The 24,917-nt window shown below is 71.2% G+C and carries 26 protein-coding genes; 17 read left to right on the top strand and 9 right to left on the bottom strand.

The genetic code is table 11. From position 1 onward, the window contains the following. Positions 1-6 precede the first annotated feature (6 nt). Positions 7-792: a GAF and ANTAR domain-containing protein gene (locus ACQP2T_RS32910; RefSeq protein ID WP_433508791.1), complete on the top strand. Its 786-nt coding sequence runs from the start codon at positions 7-9 to the stop codon at positions 790-792. 3 nt (positions 793-795) lie between these two features. Here ACQP2T_RS32910 and ACQP2T_RS32905 read toward each other — a convergent pair whose 3' ends face one another. Continuing rightward, positions 796-1,131, bottom strand: coding sequence for an STAS domain-containing protein (locus ACQP2T_RS32905; protein ID WP_433508790.1), 336 nt, complete (start codon positions 1,129-1,131; stop codon positions 796-798). 360 nt (positions 1,132-1,491) lie between these two features. On the opposite strand from ACQP2T_RS32905, the gene ACQP2T_RS32900 reads away from it, so the two are divergent. The 5 genes from ACQP2T_RS32900 to ACQP2T_RS32880 are packed head-to-tail and all read left to right on the top strand — an operon-like array spanning position 1,492 to position 7,664. Next, positions 1,492-2,262 carry an IclR family transcriptional regulator gene (locus tag ACQP2T_RS32900; RefSeq protein ID WP_433508789.1) on the top strand — a complete coding sequence of 257 codons (771 nt, stop codon included), beginning with the start codon at positions 1,492-1,494 and terminating at the stop codon, positions 2,260-2,262. A gap of 40 nt (positions 2,263-2,302) precedes the next feature. After that, positions 2,303-3,163, top strand: coding sequence for a fumarylacetoacetate hydrolase family protein (locus tag ACQP2T_RS32895; RefSeq protein ID WP_433508788.1), 861 nt, complete (start codon positions 2,303-2,305; stop codon positions 3,161-3,163). Beyond that, complete coding sequence (locus ACQP2T_RS32890; RefSeq protein ID WP_433508787.1) at positions 3,163-4,170, top strand: zinc-dependent alcohol dehydrogenase; 1,008 nt, start codon at positions 3,163-3,165, stop codon at positions 4,168-4,170. Before ACQP2T_RS32895 ends, ACQP2T_RS32890 begins: the two co-directional genes overlap by 1 nt. 23 nt (positions 4,171-4,193) lie before the next feature. Then, complete coding sequence (locus ACQP2T_RS32885) at positions 4,194-6,971, top strand: FAD-binding and (Fe-S)-binding domain-containing protein (RefSeq protein WP_433508786.1); 2,778 nt, start codon at positions 4,194-4,196, stop codon at positions 6,969-6,971. Between the two features lie 45 nt (positions 6,972-7,016). Next, positions 7,017-7,664, top strand: coding sequence for a DedA family protein (locus tag ACQP2T_RS32880; protein ID WP_433508785.1), 648 nt, complete (start codon positions 7,017-7,019; stop codon positions 7,662-7,664). Here ACQP2T_RS32880 and ACQP2T_RS32875 read toward each other — a convergent pair. Further along, positions 7,608-8,348 (bottom strand): GntR family transcriptional regulator, encoded by a 741-nt coding sequence (locus tag ACQP2T_RS32875; RefSeq protein ID WP_433508784.1) that lies wholly within the window; start codon positions 8,346-8,348, stop codon positions 7,608-7,610. The genes ACQP2T_RS32880 and ACQP2T_RS32875 overlap by 57 nt on opposite strands. 159 nt (positions 8,349-8,507) lie before the next feature. Between ACQP2T_RS32875 and ACQP2T_RS32870 the strand changes: the two genes are divergently transcribed. Next, positions 8,508-9,278 (top strand): inositol monophosphatase family protein, encoded by a 771-nt coding sequence (locus tag ACQP2T_RS32870; RefSeq protein ID WP_433508783.1) that lies wholly within the window; start codon positions 8,508-8,510, stop codon positions 9,276-9,278. Positions 9,279-9,306: 28 nt separating this feature from the next. Here the strand turns inward: ACQP2T_RS32870 and ACQP2T_RS32865 are convergent, their stop codons facing one another. Beyond that, on the bottom strand, positions 9,307-10,038 hold the full coding sequence (locus ACQP2T_RS32865) for a helix-turn-helix transcriptional regulator (protein ID WP_433508782.1): 732 nt from the start codon (positions 10,036-10,038) through the stop codon (positions 9,307-9,309). 62 nt (positions 10,039-10,100) lie between these two features. Here ACQP2T_RS32865 and ACQP2T_RS32860 point away from each other — a divergent pair, with 62 nt between their 5' ends. Further along, the gene (locus ACQP2T_RS32860; RefSeq protein WP_433508781.1) at positions 10,101-10,994 is read left to right on the top strand and encodes an NAD(P)H-binding protein; all 894 of its coding nucleotides are present in this window, start codon (positions 10,101-10,103) and stop codon (positions 10,992-10,994) included. A gap of 23 nt (positions 10,995-11,017) precedes the next feature. Here ACQP2T_RS32860 and ACQP2T_RS32855 read toward each other — a convergent pair whose 3' ends face one another. Next, positions 11,018-11,644 (bottom strand): GntR family transcriptional regulator, encoded by a 627-nt coding sequence (locus ACQP2T_RS32855; protein WP_433508780.1) that lies wholly within the window; start codon positions 11,642-11,644, stop codon positions 11,018-11,020. A 95-nt stretch (positions 11,645-11,739) separates the two neighbouring features. On the opposite strand from ACQP2T_RS32855, the gene ACQP2T_RS32850 reads away from it, so the two are divergent. From ACQP2T_RS32850 to ACQP2T_RS32835, 4 genes are all read left to right on the top strand, one after another. Further along, positions 11,740-12,927, top strand: a complete 1,188-nt coding sequence (locus ACQP2T_RS32850) for a CaiB/BaiF CoA transferase family protein (RefSeq protein WP_433508779.1) — start codon at positions 11,740-11,742, stop codon at positions 12,925-12,927. Next, positions 12,924-13,745 (top strand): HpcH/HpaI aldolase/citrate lyase family protein, encoded by an 822-nt coding sequence (locus tag ACQP2T_RS32845; RefSeq protein WP_433508778.1) that lies wholly within the window; start codon positions 12,924-12,926, stop codon positions 13,743-13,745. The genes ACQP2T_RS32850 and ACQP2T_RS32845 overlap by 4 nt, the downstream gene beginning before the upstream one ends. A 180-nt stretch (positions 13,746-13,925) precedes the next feature. After that, on the top strand, positions 13,926-15,263 hold the full coding sequence (locus ACQP2T_RS32840) for a TRAP transporter large permease subunit (protein ID WP_433508777.1): 1,338 nt from the start codon (positions 13,926-13,928) through the stop codon (positions 15,261-15,263). A 26-nt stretch (positions 15,264-15,289) separates the two neighbouring features. Continuing rightward, positions 15,290-15,526, top strand: a complete 237-nt coding sequence (locus ACQP2T_RS32835; RefSeq protein ID WP_364002728.1) for a hypothetical protein — start codon at positions 15,290-15,292, stop codon at positions 15,524-15,526. A 21-nt stretch (positions 15,527-15,547) separates the two neighbouring features. On the opposite strand, the gene ACQP2T_RS32830 is transcribed toward ACQP2T_RS32835, so the two are convergent. Next, on the bottom strand, positions 15,548-16,192 hold the full coding sequence (locus ACQP2T_RS32830; RefSeq protein ID WP_433508776.1) for a TetR/AcrR family transcriptional regulator: 645 nt from the start codon (positions 16,190-16,192) through the stop codon (positions 15,548-15,550). A 239-nt stretch (positions 16,193-16,431) separates the two neighbouring features. Between ACQP2T_RS32830 and ACQP2T_RS32825 the strand changes: the two genes are divergently transcribed. From ACQP2T_RS32825 to ACQP2T_RS32810, 4 genes are all read left to right on the top strand, one after another. After that, positions 16,432-17,415 carry a sugar ABC transporter substrate-binding protein gene (locus ACQP2T_RS32825; protein WP_433508775.1) on the top strand — a complete coding sequence of 328 codons (984 nt, stop codon included), beginning with the start codon at positions 16,432-16,434 and terminating at the stop codon, positions 17,413-17,415. After that, positions 17,412-18,446 carry an ABC transporter permease gene (locus ACQP2T_RS32820; protein WP_433508774.1) on the top strand — a complete coding sequence of 345 codons (1,035 nt, stop codon included), beginning with the start codon at positions 17,412-17,414 and terminating at the stop codon, positions 18,444-18,446. The genes ACQP2T_RS32825 and ACQP2T_RS32820 overlap by 4 nt, the downstream gene beginning before the upstream one ends. Next, the gene (locus tag ACQP2T_RS32815; protein WP_358447426.1) at positions 18,443-19,210 is read left to right on the top strand and encodes an ATP-binding cassette domain-containing protein; all 768 of its coding nucleotides are present in this window, start codon (positions 18,443-18,445) and stop codon (positions 19,208-19,210) included. The genes ACQP2T_RS32820 and ACQP2T_RS32815 overlap by 4 nt, the downstream gene beginning before the upstream one ends. A gap of 123 nt (positions 19,211-19,333) precedes the next feature. Next, positions 19,334-19,804: a pyridoxamine 5'-phosphate oxidase family protein gene (locus ACQP2T_RS32810; RefSeq protein WP_433508773.1), complete on the top strand. Its 471-nt coding sequence runs from the start codon at positions 19,334-19,336 to the stop codon at positions 19,802-19,804. A 40-nt stretch (positions 19,805-19,844) separates the two neighbouring features. Here the strand turns inward: ACQP2T_RS32810 and ACQP2T_RS32805 are convergent, their stop codons facing one another. The 3 genes from ACQP2T_RS32805 to ACQP2T_RS32795 form a co-directional block, all read right to left on the bottom strand. Next, positions 19,845-20,606, bottom strand: coding sequence for an SDR family NAD(P)-dependent oxidoreductase (locus ACQP2T_RS32805; RefSeq protein ID WP_433508772.1), 762 nt, complete (start codon positions 20,604-20,606; stop codon positions 19,845-19,847). 384 nt (positions 20,607-20,990) lie between these two features. Then, the gene (locus tag ACQP2T_RS32800; protein ID WP_433508771.1) at positions 20,991-22,304 is read right to left on the bottom strand and encodes an FAD-dependent oxidoreductase; all 1,314 of its coding nucleotides are present in this window, start codon (positions 22,302-22,304) and stop codon (positions 20,991-20,993) included. A 309-nt stretch (positions 22,305-22,613) separates the two neighbouring features. Next, positions 22,614-23,657, bottom strand: coding sequence for an Lrp/AsnC family transcriptional regulator (locus ACQP2T_RS32795; RefSeq protein ID WP_433508770.1), 1,044 nt, complete (start codon positions 23,655-23,657; stop codon positions 22,614-22,616). A gap of 294 nt (positions 23,658-23,951) precedes the next feature. Between ACQP2T_RS32795 and ACQP2T_RS32790 the strand changes: the two genes are divergently transcribed. Next, positions 23,952-24,566 (top strand): hypothetical protein, encoded by a 615-nt coding sequence (locus ACQP2T_RS32790; protein ID WP_433508769.1) that lies wholly within the window; start codon positions 23,952-23,954, stop codon positions 24,564-24,566. A 94-nt stretch (positions 24,567-24,660) separates the two neighbouring features. Here the strand turns inward: ACQP2T_RS32790 and ACQP2T_RS32785 are convergent, their stop codons facing one another. Then, entirely contained in the window at positions 24,661-24,855 is a 195-nt protein-coding gene (locus tag ACQP2T_RS32785; protein WP_433508768.1) for a hypothetical protein, read from the bottom strand. Between the last annotated feature and the right edge of the window lie 62 nt (positions 24,856-24,917).

Raw genomic sequence — 24,917 nt, 5'->3', positions numbered from 1 at the left:
GCGGCTGTGGGATCCGAGTCTCCTACGGCGGTGGACACCGAGTCGGCTCAGACGCGCGCCGCGGCGGCGGCGCCGACGGTGTCGGGGCGGGGGGTCGCGGAGGCGTTCGTCGCTCTGGCCGACACGCTGGTCACCGGTTCCGACGCGGCCGACTTCATGGGTCTGCTCGCCGAACGTTGCGTGGAGCTGCTGGGTGTGGACGCCGCCGGGCTGCTGGTGAGCGATCAGCGGGGGGAGCTGCGGCTGATGGCCGCCTCCGGCGAGCGGGCCCGGTCGCTGGAGCTGTCGCAGCTGCGGTACGCGCAGGGGCCCTGCCTCGACTGCGTCGGTGGCGGCGAGGTCGTGCACTGCCCGGACACGGACGGCGCGGAGGCGCGCCGGAGGTGGCCGCGCTTCGCCCAGCAGGCCCAGGGCCATGGGTTCGGCGCGGTGAGCGCGCTGCCCCTGCGGGTGCGCGAGGAGGTGATCGGCGCGCTCGACCTGTTCCGCGAGGCTCCGGGCGACCTGCATGCCGACACCGTCGCGATGGGGCAGGCGCTGGCCGACCTGGCCACCATCGGGCTGCTGCACGAGCGGGCCGTGCGGGGAGAGCGGCTGCTGGCCGAGCAGTTGCGGGCCGCGCTCGACAGCCGCGTCGTCATCGAGCAGGCCAAGGGTGTGCTGGCCGAGCGGCACGGCTGGGCGATGGAGGAGGCGTTCGCGCGGCTGCGCGGGCACGCCCGCGATCACAACCGGCGGCTGGCGGAGGTGGCTCAGGAGGTCGTGTCGTATGGGGGCGACCTCGGCCTTTAAGTTCTACAGGGGTTTGTGCGGGAAGTGACGGTTGAGGCCGGTGATCAGGAGCAGCCGGTCGACCTGCGGGGGGATCCCGGACAGCAGCAACGGTATGGCGTTGCGCCGCGCGTGATCGTGAATGCTCACCAGGGCGCCCAAGCCGGCCGCGTCGATGAACGACAGCCCGCTCAGCTCCATGACGACCTCGTCGATCTTCCGGTGTCCGTTGCGGGTCTCCCTCAGGATGTCGAGCAGATGGTCACGAAGTATCGAGGTGGTGGCGATGTCCAGCTCCCCGGAGATGTGCACGATAACTTTCGCCCCCTGACGGCTTGTCGTCAGGTGCAGTGGCTCCATGAGCTCGGCTCCCCTGTTGTGTTCCCACACTGGAACATCCGCCGGCCGCTGGAGCCTGCTCCCCATCAGGACCCTCGCGAGTCCGGGGACATGCCCGGCCGCCGACTTCGACACCTGCCGTGGCGCGGGGTCCGGACGCCACGAGGAATCGCACATGCGATTTGCACCAGATGTGTGGATTATTACCTTGTGTAACCGTGTGCTTCCAGAACGAAGTGTACAAGTCCTTTGGCGCTCGCAGGGTCAAGAGCTGTGATATCAGCCAGAAATGATGACCACGGTTCACCGACTGCTCTGACGGGCGCCTCATGGCGGGAGGAAATTTCCTGCTTTTGGAATGATGGTCTAACATTCGGAATTATGTCCGAGCTTACGGATGAGCCCAAGCTCGTCGGGTCCGACCGGGTGCTGGCGGTGCTGGCCGAGCTGGCCCGCCACCCCGACGGGATCGGCCTGGAGGAGATGGCCCGCGCGGTGGCCAGTCCCAAGCCGACCGCGCATCGCGCCCTGGCCGCGCTGCGCCGCGCCGGGTTCGCCGCCCAGAACGGCCACGGCCAGTACGTGCTGGGGGATGAGTTCCTGCGGATGGCCTTCGCCCACCACGAGGCCCGGCCCGACCACGTCCGGGTCACCCCGATCCTCAAGGCGCTGTGCGAGCGCTATGGCGAGACGGCGCACTACGCGGTGCTGGACGGCACCTCGGTCGTCTACCGCTCCAAGCTGGACCCGGCCGCCGGCGCGGTGCGGCTGACCTCGGTCGTCGGCGGTCGCAACCCGGCCCACTGCACGGGGGTCGGCAAGATGCTGCTCGCTCACACCCTGCCGGACGAGGACGCGGTGCGCGCGTGGGTGGGCGGGCGGACGCTGGAGCGGCGGACCGAGCGCTCGATCGGCACGGCCGAGGAGCTGCACGCCGAGCTGGTACGCGTCCGTGAGCAGGGCTACGCCGTCGACGACCAGGAGAACGAGCCGGGCGTCAACTGCCTGGCGGTCCCGGCGTACCTGAACTCACCCGCCGTGCCCAGCGGCGCGATCAGCGTCAGCGGCCTGGCCTACCGCACACCGCTGGACAAGCTCGTCGCCGACCTGCCCGCCATCCGCGCCATCGTGTCCGGCAAGGACCTCTCGTGAGGCCCGCCACCGCCCTACCGAAGATTCACGGAGACTGATCGTGTACCTCATGCGCATCGGCGTCCCCGGCGCCGAAAAGCCCGTCGTCCGCGTGGACGACACCCACTACGTGGACGTCTCTGATTTGACGCCCGACTTCGACGAGCGCTTCTTCGGCGCCGGCGGCACGGCCCTGCTGGCCGGACCGGTCGCCGACCGTATCGCGGCCGGTCAGGTGGCGGAGTTCGCCGGTGAGCGGGTCGGGGCGCCGATCGCCCGGCCGCACCAGATCCTGTGCATCGGCCTCAACTACAGCGACCACGCCGCCGAGACCGGCCAGGCGGTCCCGGATGAGCCGATCCTGTTCACCAAGTCGCCCAACACGCTCGTCGGCCCGTATGACGAGGTGCGCATCCCGCGCGGCTCGACGAAGCCCGACTGGGAGGTGGAGCTGGGCATCGTCATCGGCCGCCGCACCTCCTACTTGGACTCGGCCGAGCAGGCCCGCGACGTCATCGCCGGCTACTGCGTGGTCAACGACGTCAGTGAGCGCGCCTTCCAGATGGAGCGCGGCGGGCAGTGGAGCAAGGGCAAGTCCGCCGAGACGTTCAACCCGGCGGGTCCTTGGCTGGTCACCCCCGACGAGATCGCCGACGTCACCGCCCTCGGCATGCGGCTGGACGTCAACGGCGTGCGCCGCCAGACCGGCACCACCAAGACGATGATCTTCGACCCGTACGTCATCGTGCACCACCTGAGCCAGTTCATGGTGCTGGAGCCCGGCGACCTGATCAACACCGGCACCCCGCCCGGCGTCGGCATGGGCCACGACCCCCAGATCTGGCTCCAGCCCGGCGACGTGATGGAGCTCGGCATCGACGGGCTCGGCAGCCAGCGCCAGCGGGTCGTAGGTCCCCGCTAGTGCGCGCCCTCGTCCTGACCGGCCCGGGCAAGGCCGAAGTCCAGGAGGTGGCGCCGCCGCTCGCCGCCCCCGGGGAGGTGGTCGTCGACGTCGAGCGGGTCGGCGTGTGCGGCACCGACGTGGAGCTGTTCACCGGCGAGATGAGCTACCTGCACACCGGCCGGTCCTGGTACCCGTTGCGCCCCGGTCACGAGTGGACCGGCGTGGTCAGCGCGGCCGGTGAGGGCGTGGACGGCGGCTGGCTGGGCCGCCGGGTCACCGGTGACACCATGCTCGGCTGCGGCCACTGCGACCGGTGCGCGGCCGGTGACCACCACGTCTGCGCCGACATGGTGGAGATCGGCATCAGCCGCGGCCGTCCCGGAGCGCTGGCCGAGCAGCTCGCCGTGCCGGCCACGGCCCTGCACGCGCTGCCCGACATGATGGACGCCACGCTCGGCGCGCTGGTCGAGCCGGGCGCCAACGCGCTCAGAGCCTTCCGCGCGGCCGCGCTGCGGCCGGGGGAGCGGCTGCTGGTCCTTGGCACGGGCGCGATCGGCCTGCTCGTGGCCCTGTTCGCCCGTGCGGAAGGCGTAGAAGTACACCTGATGGGGCTGCACACCCCGGATGTCGCGCGGACCCTCGGACTCACCGGCGTCTGGACCCGGCAGACGCTGCCGGAGCTGGCGTGGCATGCGGTGGTCGACGCCTCCAACGCCCCGCAGCTGCCCGCCCTGGCGCTCGACCTCGTCGAGCCCGCGCGACGCGTCGTCTACATCGGCCTGGCCGCGACACCGAGTACCCTCGACACCCGCGACCTGTTGCTGCGGGATGTCACCGCCGTCGGCATCCTCGGCGGCTCGGCCGGGCTGGCGGGCGCCATCGCCGCCTACGCCAATGGTTCACTGGACCCCCGCCCGCTGGTGGCCGCCACGGTCGGCCTGGCCGCGACGGCCGACGTCCTGGCCGGGCACCGGCCTGACGACGCCGGGCCCGGCCCGAAGATCCACATCGATCCGCGACTGTGAGGCAAGCACGCGTGAGCAGCACAATGCCCCTCCCCGATGCCGCCGTACTGTCGGCGGTGGAGGCAGCCGTCCCCGGGATCGCCCGCACCAGGGCCAGTGACCGGCTCGGCATGGCGCACGACGCCTCGCACTACCTGCTCACCCCGCAGGCCGTGCTGGTGCCCGAGAGCGCGGAGCAGGTGGCGGCGCTGCTGCGTACGGGCCTGCCGCTCACCTTCCGTTCCGGCGGCACCAGCCTGAGCGGGCAGGGGGTCAGCGAGCACCTCCTCGTGGACACCCGGCGGCATTTCCGCGGCATCGAGGTGCTGGACGGCGGGGCGCGGGTGCGGGTGCAGCCGGGCGCGGTACTGCGGCAGGTCAACGCCCGCCTCGCGCCGTACGGCCGCAAGCTCGGCCCGGACCCGGCCAGTGAGTCGGCGTGCACGATCGGCGGCGTCGTGGCCAACAACTCCAGCGGCATGACCTGCGGCACGCACGCCAACACCTACCAGACCCTGGAGTCGATGACGCTGGTACTGCCCAGCGGCACCGTCATCGACACCGGCGCCCCCGACGCCGACGAGCGGCTGCGTGCCCTGGAGCCCGCGCTGGCCGAGGGCCTGGAGCGGCTGCGTGAGCGCGTGCGCGGCAACCCCGACTCGGTGGGCCGCATCACCGCCCAGTTCTCGCTGAAGAACACCATGGGCTACGGCCTCAACAGCTTCCTCGACCACTCATCGCCCGCCCAGATCCTGGCCCATCTGGCCATCGGCAGCGAGGGCACCTTGGGCTTCGTCGCCGAGGCGGTGCTGCGCACGGTCCCCGCCCACCGGCTGGCCGCCACCGGCCTGCTCCTCTTCCCCACCCTGCGCCAGGCCATGGCCGCGATGCCCGATCTGGTCGCCGCCACGCCCGCCGCCGTCGAACTGCTGGACGCCGAGTCCCTGCGCGTGGCCCAGACCGACCCCAAGGCCGACGAGGTGCTGCGCACGCTCGCCGTCGCCGAGCACGCCGCCCTGCTGATCGAATGGCAGGAAGCGGACCCGGATCTCCTGGCCGAACGAGAACGGGCAGCCGAGGAGCTGTTCCCGCGGCTGCCACTGTCGGCCCCGGCCCGGCTGAGCAGGCAGGCGGGCGGCCGGGCCGCGTTGTGGCATATCCGCAAAGGTCTGTACGCCTCCGTCGCCGGCGCCCGTCCCAGCGGCACCACCGCCCTGCTGGAGGACGTCGCCGTCCCGGTGCCCGCCCTGGCCGACCTGTGCGACGAGCTGATCGCCCTGTTCTCCGAGCACCGCTACGAGCGCAGCGTCATCTTCGGCCACGCCAAGGACGGCAACCTGCACTTCATGCTCAACGAGCGCTTCGACACCGACCTGAAGCGCTACGCCGACTTCACCGAGGACATGGTGCGGGCCGTCCTGGCCCGGGGCGGCACGCTCAAGGCCGAGCACGGCACCGGCCGCGTCATGGCCCCGTTCGTGCGCCGCCAGTACGGTGATGAGCTGTATGAGGTGATGCGCGAGGTCAAGCGGCTGTGCGACCCGGCCGGCGCGCTCAACCCCGGCGTCGTCCTGACCGACCGCGACGACGCGCACCTGCGTGACCTCAAGGCCGTCGTCACCGTCGAGCCCGAGGTGGACCGGTGCGTGGAGTGCGGCTACTGCGAGCCGGTCTGCCCCAGCCGCGACCTGACGACCACCCCGCGCCAGCGCATCGTGCTGCGCCGCGAACTGGCCGCCGCCCACGCCGCGGGCGACCACGAGCTCGCCCGCGAGTTGGAGGAGGAGTACGGCTACGACGCCGTGGACACCTGCGCCGTGGACGGCATGTGCGCCACCGCCTGCCCGGTCCTGATCAACACCGGCGACCTGACCAAGCGCCTGCGCGGCGAGCGTCACGGCCGCCTGGCCCAGAAGGGCTGGAAGGCCGCCGCCAAGCACTGGAGCGGGGTGAGCGGCGCGCTCGACCTGGCGCTGGACACGGCCAAAGCGGTTCCGCCCCTGTTGCCGGAGGCGGCCAGTCGTGCCGCTCGCGCCGTCACCGGCTCCGAGGCCGTTCCGGGGTGGACCCGCGACCTGCCCCGGGGCGGAAGGCGCCGCCGGCCGGACCCGGCGGAGAACGCGGACGCGGTGTATGTCCCGTCCTGCCTGAACACCTTGTTCGCCCCCGCCGACGGCGGCCCCGGCGTGTTGGAGGCGTTCACCCGGCTGGCCGCGCGGGCGGGCGTGCGGTTGCACGTCCCGGAGGGGATCGGCGGCCTGTGCTGCGGCACTCCCTGGTCGTCCAAGGGCTACACCGACGGCCATGACCTCATGGCCCGCCGCGTCCGCGACAGCCTGCTCGAAGCCTCCGGCGACGGCCGGATCCCGGTCGTCAGCGACGCCGCCTCCTGCACCGAGGGCTTCCACCGCCTGACCGAATCACTGGGACAGGACCTGCGGGTGCTCGACGCGGTCGCCTTCACCGCCGAGCACCTCCTGCCCCGCCTGACCGTGCACCGCCGCCTGCCGTCCCTGGCCCTGCATCCCACCTGCTCCTCCACCCGCCTCGGCCTGGACGCCGCCATCACCCGCGTCGCCGAAGCCGTCGCCGAGCGGGTGGTCGTCCCTGACGGGTGGCAGTGCTGTGCCTTCGCCGGTGACCGCGGGCTGCTCCATCCGGAGCTCACCGCCTCGGCCACCCACACCGAGGCCGCCGCCGTACGAGCCGGTGACTTCGCCGCGCACGCCTCGGTCAACCGCACCTGCGAGCTCGGCCTGACCCGCGCCACCGGCGAGCCGTACCACCATCTGCTGGAACTCCTCGACCAGGCGACCGCCTGAAGCTGAACGTCCGCTCATGGCGGTCGGCCGGGCTAGGGTTGCTGCGTGCACATCGACGAACTGCTGCAGGCCATCCCGCCCGCGTGGCTGTGTGCCCTGGTCGGCCTGGTGATCGGGGTCGAGAGCCTCGGCATCCCGCTGCCCGGCGAGATCGTGCTGGTCAGCGCCGCGCTCTTGTCCGCCAAGGGCGTCGTCAGCCCTGTGTGGGTGGGCGTCTGCGCGAGCGCGGGGGCGATCGTCGGCGACTCCATCGGCTACGCCATCGGCCGCAAGGGCGGCAGGCCGCTGTTCGAGCGGCTCGGACGGCGCTTCCCCAAGCACTTCGGGCCGCACCACATCGGCAAGGCCGAGCACTACTTCGACCGGTTCGGGGTGTGGGCGGTGTTCGTCGGGCGCTTCATCGCGCTGCTGCGCATCCTGGCCGGGCCGCTGGCGGGGGCGTTGCGCATGCCGTACTGGCGATTCCTGGTCGCCAACGTGCTCGGCGGGATCGTCTGGGCGGGCGGCACCACCGCGGTGATCTTCTATCTCGGCATGGTCGCCGAGAAGTGGCTGAAGGGCTTCTCGTGGGTGGGGCTCGTGGCGGCGGTGCTGTGCGGCATCGCCACCACCTGGTACGTCAAGCGGCGCGCGGCCTCAGCGCTCGATGAGGGTGACCTCAAGGGAGTAGAGCGAGGCCCGGTAGACATGTGAGCCGTGCTCGACGGCCCTGCCCTGGTCGTCGTAGGTGGTGCGGAGCATGGTCAGGAGCGGGGCGCCGCGCCGCTCGTCCAGCAGCTTGGCCTCGGCCTGGCTGGCCGCGCGGGCGCCGATGCGCTGGTTGGCCACCCGCATCCGCACGCCCGCGCCGCGCAGCAGCTCGTACAGGCCGCGGCCCTCCAGGTCGGCCGCCGTCAGCTGGGCCAGGCCCAGCGGCAGCCAGTTGTGCAGCACGGCCAGCGGCTCGCCGGCGGCGAAGCGGAGCCGTTCGAGGTAGAGCACGTCGGCGCCGGGCTCGACGCCCAGGACGGCGGCGATCTCCTCGCTCACCGGTCGGGGCTCCAGGGCGAGGACCTGGGTCGCCGGTTCCTGGCCCGAGCGGCGCAGGTCGTCGTAGAGGCTGGTGAGCTCGACCGAGCGCTTGACCTGCCCGTGCACCACCTGGGTGCCGACGCCGCGCTTGCGGACCAGCAGGCCCTTGTCCACCAGATATTGGATGGCCTGGCGGATCGTGGGCCTGGACAGGCCCAGCTTGTCGGCGAGCAGGATCTCGTTGTCCAGCCGGGAGCCGGGCGCCAGGTCGCCTCGCCGGATCGCCTCGGCGATCTGCTCGGCCACCTGGAAGTAGAGCGGCACGGGGCTGGAGCGGTCCAGGTCGATCGCCAGGTTCGCGGTCATGCTGATCAGATTAACCCAGGTCAGAATGTCCTGACAAATCTCACGTGTAGGTAGTAGGTCATGACAATCTGCTGTCCGGACATAGTTTGATAAGTACGTCGAATGCGCGGAATTGGGCATGACCGTGCTGAATACGCGTGAAGTGCTTTTGGAGGAGACATGGACGCGACACAGTTGCTCGACACCGCCTCGGAGGCGGCCAGGGCGGTCGGGCCGAGGCTGCGCAAGGCCTTCAGGTCGAGGCCGCCGGTCGCCACCAAGCGCGACTTCCACGACCCGGTCACCGAGCATGACCGGGCGGCGGAGGAGACGATCCGCGCCGTCATCACCGCTCGCTGGCCCGGCAGCGCGATCGTGGGGGAGGAGGGCGGCGTCACCGGCTCGGGCGAGCTGCGCTGGTACGTCGACCCGATCGACGGCACCGCCAACTTCGCCGCCGGCCTGCCGTTCTTCTGCGTCTCGATCGCCGCCGCGGTGGGGGGTGAGCTGGTGGCGGGCGTGGTGTACGACCCGGTGCGCGAGGACGAGTTCACCGCCTCCACGCTGGGCGCCTGGTGCAACGGCACCCCGATCCGCAGCAAGGGGGCGACCCGTGACAGGGAGGCGATGCTGCTGTCCAGCTACCCCACGCCGCTGGACCTGGAGCTCGACGGGGAGCGGGCGCTGCGCCGCTACGGCCGCTTCCTGGAGTCCTTCTCGGCCGTACGGCGTGTGGGCAGCGCCGCGCTCAAGCTCGCGCACGTCGCCGCCGGGTGGGCCGACGTGGCGTACGGCACCCGCTCCCACCCGTGGGACGTGGCGGCGGGCGCTCTGCTGGTCCGGCAGGCGGGCGGCGTCTACGTCGGCGACCCGCTGGAGAAGGGCGACTATCTGGCGCATGTGGGCGGCTTCGACCTGCGCGGCTCCGCCCTCGCCGAGGTGGTGCCCTGAGCGGGGACGTCCGCACGGACACACGTGCTCAAGTGACCCCCTTGGGCCGGCGGCCGAAGTCCGTGGCGAGCCAGTTCGCGAGGTCGCCGGCCGGTCGGCCGTGGGCGCCGGAGCCCGGTTCCCCCGCCTCCGGCCGCCTTACGCGGTCGAGGCGGAAGACCCGCCAGTCTTCGGCGTCGAGGTCGTGGGCGAGAACGTACCAGCGTCCGCGGGTGTACAGGCACCGCACCGCCTCCACCCGCCGCCGGCTGGCGGTCCCGTGCTGGTCGCGGTAGCCGAAGCGCAGCACGAGGTCCTGATCGGCCGCGCGGAGCAGCGCCGCCAGGACCGAGGGTTCCACGCCCCCGCCCTCGCCGTCGACGTTCTCGCTGCCCGCGGCCGCGGTGTCCAGGACGGTGCGCGGCCGGTGCGGGAGCACCTGCGACAGCTTGGCCAGCGCCCGGTGCGCGGCGTCCCCGGCGAGAATCCCCTCGACCATGCGCAGGGCCGCCACCAGAGCCACCACCTCGTCGTCCTGGAAGACCAGCGGCGGCATCCGGTGCCCCGGGCGCAGCGCGTAGTGGCCACCCGGCCCAGGCCGGCCCTCGACGGCGTAGCCGAGCCTCTGCAGGCGGGCCACGTCGCGACGCACGGTGCGGGTGCTGACCTCCAGCCGCCCGGCCAGATCGGAAGCCGACCAGCTCGGCCGGGCGGCCAGCAACTCCAGCAGCAGGAGGGTCCGTCCGGCGGGATCGCCGTCGGCAGGGGCGAAATCGGTCATAGTTCCAGTGTCGCCACAATCGCGGACAGGATCCGGCCACATCTCCTCATACCGTGGACGTCATGGAGATCGCTATCACAGCACCGTCCGGCAACGTCGGCCGCTTCCTGGTCGGTCACCTGGTCCGCGCCGGTGTCCGTCCGCGGCTGCTGAGCCGCCACCCCGACAAGCCCCGCGCGACGTGGGGCGACCTCGTCGACGCCCGCGAGGTCGACCTGCGGGACGCCGCGGCCGTCACCGAGGCGACCCGCGGCCTCGACGCGCTGTTCCTGGTCGTGCCGCCCGGCGAGGCCGAAGACCCCGTCGCGGCGTACGCCGAGGTCGGCGAGATCGTCGCAGCCGCGGCCGCCGAGAACCGCGTCCCCCGCACCGTCCTGCTGAGCAGCGTCGGAGCGGAGCTGCGCGAGGGCGCCGGTGAGATCGACGGGCTGGCCCGCGTCGAGGAGACGCTGGACCGGGTCGTCGCCAAGGACGCCGATCTCGCCGTCACCCATCTGCGGTGCGGCTACTTCTTCAGCAACCTGCTGTTCGAGCTCGACGGCATCCGATCGGGCACCGTGTCCGTGGTCCTGCCCACCGGCGCGCCGTTCTCCTGGGTCGCGCCGGCCGACATCGCCGCGGTGGCCGCGTCCCTGCTGCTGCGCGCCGACTGGTCGGGCCGCCGGGTGCAGGGCGTGCACGGACCACGGCACCTGTCCTGGGACGACGCCCTGGCCGTGGTCGGCGACGTCCTGGGCCGCACGGTCACCGCCCAGCGCGTCGCCGACGACGACATGCGCGCCACGCTGGCCGGTGCCGGTATGTCCCCGGCGTGGGTCGAGGCCATCATGGGCATGTCCACCGGACTGCGCGACGGATTCGTCCCCGAACAGCCGAGGACCCCCGTGACCACGACCGACACGACGCTCGGAGCATGGGCCTGGGCCGAGCTGCGTCCCGCCCTCGCGACTGGGTGACTCGCGTGCCCGGCTGGGGGTGGTCAGTGCCCCTTGCGGTAGTCGCCGGCCAGGCGTACGTGCTCGATCATGATGTGCTCGGCTGCGGCCCCGTCGGCGGCGGCGAGGGCGGCCAGGATGCCCTCGTGGGCGTCGAGTTGCAGCTTGACCTGCTCGTCGTCAAGCCACAGTGACGCCCCGGCGGGCACGGGGAAGCTGTCGCGGACCGCCCTGGCGTGCTGGCCGAGGAAGGCCGGGCCGCCGATGTCGGCGATGCGCAGGTGGAAGTGCCGGCTCTGCTCGCCCAGCCGCTCGTGCCGGCTCTCTTCGGCGTCGCGGACCATCGAGGCGTGCAGCTCGCGCAGCGCGGCCAGGTCGGCGGCGGTGATGCGGGTGGCGGCCAGCCGGGCGCCCAGGCCCTCGACGACCGCCCGCAGGCCGTAATACTCCTCCACCGCGTCGTCGCCCAGGTCCACCACGGTCGCGCCGTGGTGGGCCTCGTAGCTGATCAGCCGGTCCTTCTCCAGCCTGCGCAGCGCCTCGCGGACCGGCGTGACCGAGACGCCGAGCCTGCGGGCCACCGCCCCGGCGCGCAGCGCGGTGCCACCGGGGATCCTGGCCGTGCGGATCTCCTCGAGCAGCACGTTGTAGACGTATTCGGCTTTGCTCATGGGAGGACGCGGCTCGCTGGTCGGCATGACCATCAGTGTCCCGCAATCTGAGAAGCGTATTGACCTATGACATATTTCTTATAAGTTACATCGTTATGACGAGCCTCGCCGACCTGCGGGTCATCGACGCCGCGACGTTGTTCGCCGGGCCATCCACCGCGATGATGCTCGGCGACTTCGGCGCCGACGTGATCAAGATCGAGCACCCCCGCCGCGGCGACCCCTCGCGCGGGCACGGCGCCTCGGTCGACGGGGTGGGCCTGTGGTGGAAGACGCTGTCGCGCAACAAGCGCGCCGCCGCCGTCGACCTGTCGCGCGCCGAAGGGCAGGACATCCTGCGCCGCCTGGTCGAACGCTCCGACGTCCTGGTCGAGAACTTCCGCCCCGGCACCCTGGAACGCTGGGGCCTGGCCCCCGGCGACCTCATGGACATCAACCCCCGCCTGATCGTGGCGCGGATGACCGGCTTCGGGCAGTTCGGCCCGATGTCCGGCCAGCCCGGGTTCGGCACGCTGGCCGAGGCGATGAGCGGGTTCGCGGCCATGACCGGCCAGCCGGACGGCCCGCCCACCCTGCCGCCCCTGGCCCTGGCCGACGGCATCGCCGGGCTGGCCATGTCGTACGCGATCATGGTCGCCCTGCGCGCCCGCGAGCAGACCGGGCGCGGCCAGGTCGTCGACATGGCCATCATCGAGCCGATCCTGGGCATCCTGGGCCCGCAGATGAGCGCGTACAAGGCGCTCGGTGTCGTGCCCCAGCGCACCGGCAACCGCTCCAGCAGCAACGCGCCGCGCAACACCTACCGCACCCGCGACGGCCGCTGGCTGGCCATCTCCACCAGCGCCCAGCCCATCGCCGAGCGCGTGGTCACCCTGGTCGGCCGGCCCGACCTGGTCGAGCAGCCCTGGTTCGCCAGCGGTCAGGGCCGGGTCCAGCACGTCGACGAACTCGACGAGGCCGTGGCCTCCTGGATCGCCGAACGCGACGCCGACGAGGTCATCGCCCGCTTCAAGGAGGCCCAGGCGGCGGTCGCCCCCATCTACGACGTCTCCGACATCGCCAAGGACCCGCAGTACGCCGCCCTGGACACCTTCATCGAGGTGCCGGACGAGGAACTGGGCTCGGTCACCATGCAGAACGTGCTGTTCCGCCTGTCCGACACACCCGGCGCGGTCTCCTGGCCAGGGCGCCCCCTCGGCCAGGACACCGACGAGGTGCTCGGCGAACTCGCCTACGGGCCCGAGGAGATCGCCAAGCTGCGCGAGGACGGGGTGATCGCGTGAGCACCCCCGTCACCTGGCTGTACGTCCCCGGCGACCGGCCCGAGCGGTTCGACAAGGCCGCCGCCTCCGGGGCGGACGTGGTCATCATCGACCTGGAGGACGCGGTCGCGCCCGTCCGCAAGGACGAGGCCAGGGCCAACGCCGCCGCCTACCTGGCGAGCCATACCGCGAACGTTGACATACACGTCAGGATCAACGACCTGGCGGGCGGGCGCGGCCGCGACGATCTCGACGCGCTGGCCGGCCTGCCGGCGCTCGGCGCGGTCCGGCTGCCCAAGGTGGAGTCGGCCGGCCTCCTGGACGGGCTGGGCGTCAGGGCGTACGCGCTGCTGGAGTCCGCGGCCGGGATCGTCGCCGCCCACACCATCGCCGCCCACCCGGCCGTGGCGGGCATCGCGCTCGGCGAGCAGGACCTGGTGGCCGAGCTGTCGATCACCGACGAAGCCGCCATGAACCACCTGCGGCTCCAGGCGGTCATCGCCGCCGCGGCCGCCGGACTGCCGCCCGTGCCGATGTCGGTCTACCCCGACGTCAAGGACGAGGCCGGTCTGGCGGCCTCCTGCCGAGCGGGCCGCGCGCTCGGCCTGTTCGGCAGGACCGCGATCCATCCCCGCCAGATCCCGGTGATCAGGCGGGCGTTCGCTCCCACGCGGGAGGAGACGGACCGGGCCGCCGAGATCGTCCAGGCGGCCGAGCAGGCCGAGCGGGCCGGGGCGGGCGCCGTCGCGCTGCCCGACGGCCGCTTCGTCGACGCGCCGATCGTCGCCAGGGCCCGCCGTACGTTAGACCTCGCCGAGCGGCTCGCGCCCGAGGACTGATCTTCCCGGCGGCCGGTTCCGCGCTTTCGCGGCGGCCGACTTCCCGGATCTTTCGTGGCGGCCGGTTTCCCGCCCCCGAAGGCTGATCTTTCCCCGCGGCCGGCTTTTCCGCGCCCGAGCACCGACTCCACAAGCCGCAGCTCCCTTTTCGCCACCACCCCCAACGGAGGCCATTTCGCCATGGGCATCGCCGTCTGGGCGCTCGTCGCCTACATCGCCATCATCGTCGTCTGGAACGGCGTCCTGAAACGCAACATCGGTGAGGCCATGCTCATCGGTTTCCTCGGGGTGTGCCTGTTCGGCGGTACCGGTTTCCTCAGCCTGGCCTGGGCGGGCATCTCCGACGCACTGGCCGAGGAGGTCGTCTTCGCCGCCCTGGCCTTCGTGTTCATGGGCTACCTGCTCACCAAGCTGGGGCTGATCCAGGAGCAGGTGACCGTACTGAACTCGATCTTCGGGCGGTTGCGCGGCGGCGCCGGGTACGTCTCCACCTCCGCCGCGGCGCTGCTCGGCGGGCCCGCCGGGTCCGGGTCCGGCATCGCCGCCTCGGTGGGGTCGGTGACGATCCCGTGGATGACCAGGTCCAACTGGCGGCCCGACCTGGCCGCCGCGCTGGTGGCGGGCAACGCCGGGCTGGGCATCTCGATCCCGCCGAGCTCGTCGATGTTCCTGCTGCTCGGCTCGGCCGCCGTGGCGCCCGTGCTGACGGCCGACCAGCTGTTCGTGCCCGCGCTCGTCGGCGGGCTGTGGACCGTGCTCTACCGCTTCGTCGTCGTGTTCGTCTGGGTACGGCGCCACCGGATCGAGGCCACCGACGCCGCCGACCTGATCCCGCTGCGGGCCGCCCTGCGCGCCGGGTGGACGTCGCTGCTGGTGTACGCGGGCATCGCCGTACCGGTGGTCATGACCCTCGACTTCGGTGTCAAGTGGATGGAGTCGCGCGTCGGCGAGGCCGCCGACGACATCAGCATCGTCGTCTGGATCCCCGTGCTGACCATCCTGGCCACACTGGCCGTGGCCTGGAAGCGGCTGCCGCGCACCGGGCGGGCCTGGAACGAGTTGCTGGGCGACATGGCCCCGCGCTACGCCGTGATCGGCGCGACGCTGTTCTTCGCCTTCGCGGCCGCGGCCAGCCTGGGCGAGCTCGGCCTGGTCGACCAGCTCACCGCCATCATGAAGGGGTTGAACGCGCCGGTCGCCGTCATCGCCACGCTGGTCGGGCTGCTGATCGTGATCATCGCGGCGCCGCTGACCGGGAGCGCGACGATCGCCGCCGTCGGCGGGGTGGCCTTCAGCGCCCTGACGGCGGCCGGGGTCTCGCCCGTGGCCGCGGCCACCGCCATCATGATCTTCGCCTCCACCGAGGGCGCCTCTCCTCCCGGCGCGGCCCCCATCTACATCGCCAGCGGGATCGCCGGGGTGGACCCGGCCAGGACGTTCGGACGGCTCATCATCTGGTTCGTCATCCCGATCCTGGCCCTCGGCGTGCTGGTGGCGACCGGCGTGCTGCCGATCTGATCTGATCTCCCCGAAAGGAATCCGTTGTGGACACCCTCAAGCGCGTGACGATGGCGCTGTTCAAGATCGGGCTCGTCGTCTTCCTCGTCCTCGGCGTCGTGGTGGTGCTGATCCAGGCCGTCGGCCTGGTCGCCGGCACCCCGGGGCTGGTCTCCGGCGCCGTGTCGAGCCTCGGCATGGCGATGACCGTGGCGGCCGGGGTCACCGGGCTGTTCGGCTTCGTGATGTCGTACCTGTTCCACTGGAAGGCGGGGGAGGACTGAGGCTTCCGCCGGAAGACGGTGTCAGGGCGAGCCGGGCGTCCAGCGGGCCCGCAGCTCGGCGTCCTGCGGCGGCGGGCCGGGCAGCGGCCGATGGGCCGGCGGCCGCCGCAGCGAGTCGAGCAGCAGCGCCAGGTAGCGGTGCCGCAGCTGCTCGGTGCGCTCATGCTCGCCCAGCTTGACCGAGGCCAGCTGCTCGAACAGCATCGCCACGTCCGCCACCGTGACGTCCTGCCGCAGCACACCGGCGGTGGACGCCTTGCCGTGCACCTGGGTCGCCAGGTCACTGGCCCGTACGGCGGCCTGGTACAGCTCCTGCGTCGGCTGGAACGTCCCGGCCAGCGCGATCGTCAGGGAGTGGGTGTCGGCCTCGACGATCTCCCGCATGTACGTGGCGAAGGCGTCCCAGGGGTCGCCCTGGTCGGCCAGCGCCTTCTCCGAGGCGGCGATGTACACCATCAGCCCGTCCAAGCAGAGCTTCTGCAACAGGGCCTCTTTGCTGGGATACCGGCGATAGAGTGCGCTGATCCCGACGCCCGCCCGCTCGGCCACGGCGGCGATCGGAGCGCCCGGGTCGGCGGTGAACACCTCCCGTGCCGCCTGGAGGATCAGCGTGTCGTTGCGGGCGGCCTGTGCCTTGCGGCCGCTCATCGGTGCTGAGGTCGTCATCCCCCCAGCATACGGGAACGAACGATTCCGTTCTACTACCAGAAGTTCGGCCAGGTAGGCGGCGTAGAATCGAGGGTGATCGCGGCTCCTTGTCGCTCGTCCTTCCTGGAATGCGTGGCGACCATCATGTCCTGACATCAGGACGAAACCATGATTGTCACCATTGGTCCGCATGTCTATACAAGCAGATGACATTGGGGTAGAACCAGGGACGAGCCCGTTGGTCTTGGAGGTGTCGGATGAGACGAATCCCGATCGTGGTGGCATTGCTGGGCGCTCTGGCGTTGAGCGGCTGTTCCTCGGCGCAGCAACCCGCCGCGCAGAGCAGCGCACCGGCCGCAGGATCCGCGCCCGCCGCGGCGAGCGGCGGCACCTTCGCCGTCATCACCCACGCCGGACCCGGAGACTCCTTCTGGGACGTGGTCAAGAACGGTGCCGAGGCCGCCGGCAAGCAATACTCCGTGAAGGTCACCTACCAGGGCGACGGCGACCCGGCCAAGCAGTCGCAGCTCATCGACCAGGCGGTCTCGGAGAAGGTCGACGGCGTCGTGGTGTCCATGGCCAACCCCGACGCCCTCAAGGAGGCCATCGGCAAGGCCGTCGCCGCCAAGATCCCCGTCGTGACGATCAACTCCGGCGCCGACTCCTCCAAGGCGTTCGGCGCCATCACCCACGTCGGGCAGTCCGAGGAGGTGGCCGGGCGCGGCGCGGGCGAACAGCTCAAGGCCGCCGGCGTCACCAAGCTGCTGTGCGTCATCCACGAGGCCGGCAACGTCGGCCTCGACCAGCGGTGCAAGGGCGCCGAGGCCACGCTGGGCGGCACGGTCGAGCGGCTGCAGGTCGATGTGAGCAACCTGGCGGACGTGACCTCCAAGGTCACCGCCAAGCTGCAGTCCGACAAGCAGCTCAACGGCGTGCTCACGCTCAACCCGGCGGTCGCCATCGCCGCCCGCGACGCCATCAAGGACGCCGGGACGCAGACCAAGCTGGGCACGTTCGACCTGTCGGGCGACGTGGTGGCCGCGATCAAGGACGGGGAGATCCTGTTCGCCGTCGACCAGCAGCAGTACCTGCAGGGCTACCTGCCGATCGTCTTCCTCTACCTGTACAAGAACAACCTCAACACCGTCGGCGGCGGCCTGCCCGTCAACACCGGCCCCGGCTTCGTGACCAAGGACAACGCCGAGCAGGTGGCCAAACTGGCAGAAGCGGGCACCAGGTGACCACTGTTCCCGCCGACGAACGGATCGGCAGCGTCGGCCTGGCCCGCCGGCTGCTGATCCGCCCGGAGCTGGGGGCCGTGGTCGGCCTGGTCGCGGTGTTCGCCTTCTTCGCCGCCCAGTCACCGGTGTTCCGCTCGCCGGCGGGCATCGCGAACTGGCTTGACCCGGCCGCGACGCTCGGCATCATGGCCGTCGCCATCGCGCTGCTGATGATCGGTGGCGAGTTCGACCTGTCGGCCGGCGTGCTGACCGGCACGACCGGGCTCATCCTGGTCACGCTCGCCACCCGCTACGGCTTCGACGTGTGGACGGCCATGCTCGTCGGGCTGGTCGTCGCGCTGCTCATCGGGCTGGCCAACGGGCTGGTGGTCACCAGGACGCGGCTGCCCAGCTTCATCGTGACGCTGGGCACCTTCCTCATGCTGCAGGGCATCAACCTGGGCGTCACCAAGGCCCTGACCGGCACCGTACAGGTCAGCGGCCTGCGCAGGGCGGCCGGCTACGAGAGCGCCCGGACGATCTTCGCGGGCACCATCGAAATCGGCGGCACCTCCTTCCGCGTGGCGATCCTGTGGTGGGTGCTGGTCACCGCCGCGGCGACCTGGGTGCTCATGCGTTCCAGGGCGGGCAACTGGATCTTCGCGGTCGGCGGCAACGAGCAGGCCGCCCGCGCGGTCGGCGTGCCCGCCGCCCGTACCAAGATCGCGCTGTTCATGACCACCGCGGTCGCCGCCTGGCTCGTCGGCTCGATCCTGGCCCTGCGCTACACCTCCGTGCAGGCCAACATCGGCATCGGGCAGGAGTTCATCTACATCATCGCCGCCGTGATCGGCGGGTGCCTGCTCACGGGCGGGTACGGCTCGGCGATCGGCGCCGCCATCGGCGCGGTCATCTTCGGCATGGCCGACAAGGGCATCGTCTTCCTGGGCTGGGACGCCGACTGGTTCAAGTTCTTCCTGGGCGCCATGCTCCTGCTGGCCACGCTGGCCAACCGCCTGGTGCGGCGGTACGCCGAGGAGGTGAAGCATTGATCATCCAGACGCGCGACATCGGCAAGACCTTCGGCTCTGTCCTGGCGCTGCGCGAGGTGTCCATGAGCGTCGAGGCGGGCCAGGTCACCTGCGTCCTGGGCGACAACGGCGCCGGCAAGTCGACGCTCATCAAGATCCTCGCCGGGGTGCACCAGCACGACACCGGCTCCTTCCTCGTCGACGGCGCCGAGGTGCGCTTCGGCAGCCCGCGCGAGGCACTGGACCGCGGCATCGCCACCGTCTACCAGGACCTGGCGATGATCCCCCTCATGTCGGTCTGGCGCAACTTCTTCCTCGGCTCCGAGCCCCGCAAGGGCCTGGCCTTCGACGTCGCCACGGCCCGGCGGGTGGCCCGCGAGGAACTGCGGGCCATGGGCATCGACATCCGTGACGTCGACCAGCCCGTCGGCACGCTGTCGGGCGGCGAGCGGCAGTCGGTGGCGATCGCCAGGGCGGTCCACTTCGGCGCCCGGGTGCTCATCCTCGACGAGCCGACCTCGGCGCTGGGCGTCAAGCAGGCGGGCGTCGTCCTGCGCTACATCGCCAGGGCCCGCGACCGGGGCCTCGGCGTGGTCTTCATCACGCACAACCCGCACCACGCCTATCCGGTGGGGGACCGGTTCCTGCTGCTCAACCGGGGGACGAGCCTGGGGGAGTACGGCAAGGGGGACATCACGCGGGAGGAGCTGACGGGCCTGATGGCGGGGGGAGCGGAGCTGGAACAGTTGTCGCACGAGCTGTCCCAGGAGCCGGACCGGGACTGAGACCGGGTACGCGCTGCCGAGCCGTCAGAACCTCGGCCGTCGGCATGCCCGGCCGTCGGCATGGAGGCGATGGACTCGTACTGCCCGGCGGGTTTTGTCGGTGGCGTCGTTCATGATGCTCGCATGACGTCGTGGAAAGAGTTCGAGATCCAGGCCCCCGAGCTGGCGGCGGTCGCTCGGGGGATTCTGGAGCGTCACAAGCACAAGGTCCTGGCCACGCTCCGCAAGGACGGCTCTCCCAGGGTGAGCGGCACCGAGTCGCGCCTTGACGGCGGCGAGCTGTGGATGGGGTCCATGCCCGGCGCGGTCAAGGCGCTCGACCTGCGGCGAGATCCGCGCATGGCCATCCACGCCACCTCGCCCGACCCTGACGAGGCGGATCCGTCGTCATGGGCCGGCGACGTGAAACTGGCCGGCCGCGCGGTGGAGATCACCGACCCGAAGGTGCTGGCCGAGGCGGGCCTGCCCGGCACCGACTCGCACCTGTTCAGGATCGACGTGTCCGAGGTCGTGTGGACCCGGGTCGAGGGCGACGAACTGGTCATCGACACCTGGCACGAAGGCGCGGAGGTACGACACATCCGCCGCAAGTAATCTACAAAGTAAAGGCGCTCGGTCGATTTCGTGCACTCACTTAATGCACGAAAAACCCACCATCGACGAACAGCATCTGTCCGGTGACAAACGCGGAGGCGTCACCGGCCAGAAACACCGCGGCACCGGCGAAATCGGCCGGCACGCCGTTACGGGCGACCATGTGGCGAGCGGCGAGCGCCTCGACCCGGCCGGGGATGGCCTGGGCCGGCTCGGTCAGCGGCGTCAGCACGAATCCGGGGATGATCGTGTTGACGCAGACGCCCCGGCTTGACCAGGCTTCGGCCTGCGAACGGGTGAGACCGCCGATCCCGGCCTTGGCCGCTCCGTACACACCGCTGTTGCCGAAGGCACTGACGGTCTGCTGGGAGCCCACATTGATGATCCGCCCCCAGCCTCGCTCGGCCATGCTCGGCCCGAAGTGCTGGCCGAACAGGTAGGGGGCGGTCAGGTTGACCGCGATGGTCTGCTCATAGTCGTCGTCGGTGAGCTCGGCCATGGGCTTGCGGATGTTGTTGGCGGCGTCGTTGACCAGGATGTCGATCTGGCCGGCGCCGGCGCAGACCCGCTCCACGGCGGCGCGGTCGCCGAGGTCGGCGCTGATGCGGGAGGCCGTCACGCCGTGCTGCCGCAGCTGGTGCACGGCCTTGTCGAGCTCGGCCTCCCGGCGGGCCACGATCACCACCTCGGCCCCGGCGCGGCCGATCGCCTCGGCCATGGCATAACCGATCCCTGAACTGCCGCCGGTTACCAGGGCCCGCCGACCGTCCAGGGAGAAGAGATCGCGAAGATAGTCAGACACGAAGGGTCAAACTAGCATCCGGTGCACGGTTGTCCGCGACGGGGCGGGGCTTGTTGATCTAACGACCGGGGGCCTTCCAGGAGATCGTCGGGGGGCGGGCCGGCCAGGCGACGCCAGTGTCGGTCCAACATCCACCTCGTTCGCGGACTCGCCGATGGTGGCGGACGTCGGCCAACGTCTACCGACGCCCGCAGCGTCTACCAGTTCACGAGGCGCCCCAATGGCAGGAAGCGGTGGACCGGGCCTTTTTCGGCGCTTGCTCTGCTAAGAGGGTCGGCGGGCTGCCGGCTCTCTCAGGTGTCCGAATCAGCACCATGGGTCTCCGCACGGGGCCTCCGCAGGGTCCGCGCCACGAGGCCTCCGTAGGGGCGGTGGCCCGGGGGTTCATGCGGTGGGGAGCGGGTTCTGGCCGAGGAAGCGGTGGCCGTTGTCGGCGGAGGCGCGTACTGCGGCGAACCCGTAGCCGGTCATCGCGGCTTCGTATTCGCCCAGCGCCGCGACCAGCGGGCGTCCGTGTGCCGCCTCGTTCAGTGCGTCGGCCAGTGTGGCCGCGTCGCGCAGCGCGGTGTTGGCGCCCACCCCGCCGGCCGGGCTCATCGCGTGGATGGCGTCACCGAGCAGGGTGACGGCGCTGGTGGGCCATGGCTCGATGGGGACGCTGGTGCGCAGGATGGCGGGGAAGATGCTGGCTGGATCCCACTCCCGCACGATGCGCTGGACGCGGGGATGCCAGCCGCCGATCAGGTCCAGCACCATCGCGCGGAGTTCGGCGCCGGTCATCCGATGGAGTTCGTCGTCGGTACGGGGGAGGTGCTCGCGGCGGGTTCCGAAGCTGGCGGTCATGTAGTCCCGTACGTCGTGCAGCCGTACGTCGGGGGCGTGCCGGGCGACGGCCTGATCCCTCGGCTCCGGGAACTCCACCGGAGCCACGCCGACGAAGGCGCCGCCGGGGCCGACGATCGCGGTGAAGACGTTGAACATGTCGTCGCTGAACAGCGCTTTGGTCTGGGCGGTCAAGGGGATCCTGCCGTAGAGCTGGCGCAGGCCGGTGTCGATGACGCGGGCGTGGGGGAGGAACTGGCGGCGGATGACGGAGTTCACGCCGTCGGCGGCTACCAGCACGTCGCCGGTCACGGTGCTGCCGTCGGCGAAGTGGGCGGTTATGCGGCTGTTCGCGGTGGCAACGGGGTCGTTCGCGGCGGTGTCACGGCCGTTCGCTGTGATGCGGCTGCGCGCGATGGTGGTGTGGTTCATCGCGGTGGTGGTGTGGTTTGGCGCGGTGCCGTCGGTCGCGGTGCCGTCGGTCGGGGTGGTTTCGAAGCCGGTGCATGTCTTGCCGAAGGTGACGACGTCTTCCAGTCCGGACAGCAGTATCTGACGCAGGGTCAGCCGGTCGGCCGCCAGGGGCGCGGGTCCGGAGTCCGCCTCTGCCGTCCATCGCGGAAGGAGTTGTTCGTCGAGGAACACCGAGCGGGGGCCAGGTGTCCCCGTCGTGGCCAGGAAGAGTCGCCATAGCCGTGGCGGGAGGGCGTGTTCGAGAGCGCGCCGGCCGTCGGCGTTGATGTGGAGTCGGTAGCCCTGGTGGCGGAAGACCGGCGTGGTGTCTCGCTCGTGCACGGAAACGCTGATGCCGAGTCGGCGCAGTCGTTGGGCCAGGCACAGGCCGCCGAGTCCGGCGCCGATGACGATCACATGCATGGTGGTGATTCCCTTCTGGTCATCGGCAACTGTCGGCGTCGGAGCGGGGCGAAGGCGATCCAGGTGCTGCGACGCGGCGGTTTCCGGCATGACGGGCAGGCAATCAGCCGGAATCCGGCGAGCGGTCTGAGGTCGAGCCAACCTCTCCTGCCGGGGGCCGAGCCTCTCCCACTGGAGGCGGGCCTCTCCTACCGGGGCCGAGCCTCTCCTACTGGAAGCGGGGCCTCTGGAGGCGGGTCCTCTCCTACCGAGCGCCGGGGTGCTCTTGGCGGCGGCCGGCCGGACCCCCGGCGGGAAGGCGGACTCCTCTCAGCGGGACTGGGCCCCTCCTGAACCGGGCCCCTCCTGGTGGAAGCCGGGCAGGATGGCGCCTGCTCGCTTGACGGTCCGGATCAGGGGCGCCGTCTCTACATGCCGTACGGCCTTCAAGGATCCGATGCGTTCGGTCAGGTACCGATACAGGTCGCGGGAGTTGCGGCAGGTGACGCCGGCGAAGAGGTTGGCCGGACCCGTGGTGGCGGCGGCGACCGTGACCTCCGGGTGCTGGGCCAGGGCCTCGCCCACGGTGGCGAGTTTGGCGGGCTTCACGGACATCCACAGCCAGGCTTCGGCGTGGAAGCCGAGGGGTTCGGGTGGGATGTCGACGTCGAAGTAGAGGATTCCGGTCTGCCGCAGGTGTGCCATGCGCCGTCGTACGGTCGACTCCGACCAGCCGGTGATCGCGGCCAGGTCGGTATGGGTGGTGCGCCCGTCCTTCGACAGGGCCTCCAGCAGCGCGTGGTCCGCCTCGTCGAGCTGGACGGGTTCGTCGGTGGGCGAGGCGGTTCCCTCTTGCGCGACCGGATCGACGACCGGATCGACGAGGAGTGCGGCTGCTTGCTCGGTGGACAGCGCCCGCAGGCCCGCCCAGCCTGCCGGGCCGCCCGCGAACCTGTGCAGCATGCGGTGCGCGGTGACGCCCACCACTTGCCGGCTGCGGGGGAGTTTCTCCAGGAGGAAGGCGTCGCGTTCGGCCGGCGTCCGGGCCAGGGTGCCGCAGGCGATCTCGGTGCCGCCGGAGAGCAGACTCACCCAGGCGGTGTCGCTGCGGCGTGCCAGGGCGGTGGCGACGGCGCTGGCGGCGTCTGGTGTGCAGCGCAGCCGGACCGCCCAGGAGACATGATCGAGCCGGAGCCCGTCGACCACGCCGACGACGCGGAGTATCCCGGCCGAACGTAGTCGCCGGTATCGGCGGGCGATGGTGTTCTCGGAGACGCCGAGCACTTCGCCGATCTTGCTGAAGGGCGCTCGGCCGTCGATCTGGAGCGCGTGTGCCAGACAGCGGTCCAGGCGGTCCAGGGTGACGGTTTCCATCTGGGTACGGTATCCCGGTGTCGGTTAACGGCATGATGATCGCCGCGCGGGCGGTGGGATCGACGGCCGGAGCCCGAGAGGCAGGTCGCCCCGCCGGGGCGGCAGCTCGCGCCGTCGTCGACGCGTGATCGTCCTGCTATATTCGCGGCCAGTCGTGAGGTCGTGTTCCGTACCGGCGAGATCCGGCTGGAGCGATTGCGGCGGCCGTCGACGGGCGGTGGCGTCAAAGGTGAACAGCGTTTCAGGCCGGCGACGCGAGTTGTCATGGCGCCTTTATGGCGTCATAGTGATGTCATGGATCTCGCGCCGTACGTTGACAATCTGCGCCGCGAACTCGCGGTCGCCGCCGAGGCGGGCGGCGATGACGCGCGCGCCCTCGCCGAGCGCCTCACCTTGCCGTTGGAGTCGGCGACGCGGCTTGTTCTGCTGGAGGCGTTGTCCGCCGCCGCCGACGAGATCACCCGGGAACTCGCACCGGGCTCGGTCGATGTACGGTTGCGCGGGCGCGACCCCTCCTTCGTCGTGACGCCGCCGCCCACGGACCGCCCGTTCGAGGACGGGGGCGAGGGCGGTTTTGACGCGTTGCCGGGTGGGGCGGGTGGTCGGCGGCGCACGGCTTCGGGCGGCCCCGCGACTCCAGGAGCCCGGGGGGCTTCGGAGGCTGGGGCGTCGGCCGGTGTCGGGGTGCCGCAGGAGGGTGAGGACGGCGGCACGTCGCGGATCTCGCTGCGTGTCCCCGAGCACCTCAAGCCGCGCATCGAGGAGGCGGCCGGTCGTGAGGGACTTTCCGTCAACGCCTGGCTCGTCCGGGCGGTCTCGGCGGCACTCGAACCCGATGGTGGAGGGCGCCGTTCCGGATGGCGCGAGGAGCCGAAGGGCGGCCGCCGCTACACCGGCTGGGTGCGCTAGCGGCTTCCGTGGCGCCGGCGTGGGTCGGATGCTGCTCGGTGAGGTCGTCGCTCAGTTGCTCGGCTGTCGTCCGGCCGCAGTGGCACGAGGCAGGTCAGCGCGGGTGGTCAGCGCTTTTGCGACGTCCGATGGTGGGGCTGACGCCGGTGCGCTCTGTGACCTCGGCGATCGACGGGGCCGTCGCTTCCCGCTGGGCGCGGCGCATCGCGGTGAGGGCCGCCCTGATGTGCTCGTCACGGGCCGCGCGGGCGGCGAACTCCAGGCCGAGGACAGCGGGCGCAAGAGCCACATCGACTGGCTATCTTGCTCCGCGACCGTCTCCTTCCAGGCCGATGAGCACGCGTAACCGAT

It is taken from the genome of Nonomuraea sp. CA-143628 (assembly GCF_050942315.1).
Lineage (GTDB): Bacteria > Actinomycetota > Actinomycetes > Streptosporangiales > Streptosporangiaceae > Nonomuraea.
Note: the sequence above shows the minus strand (reverse complement) of the source record. Positions and strands in the feature narration are given on the sequence as shown.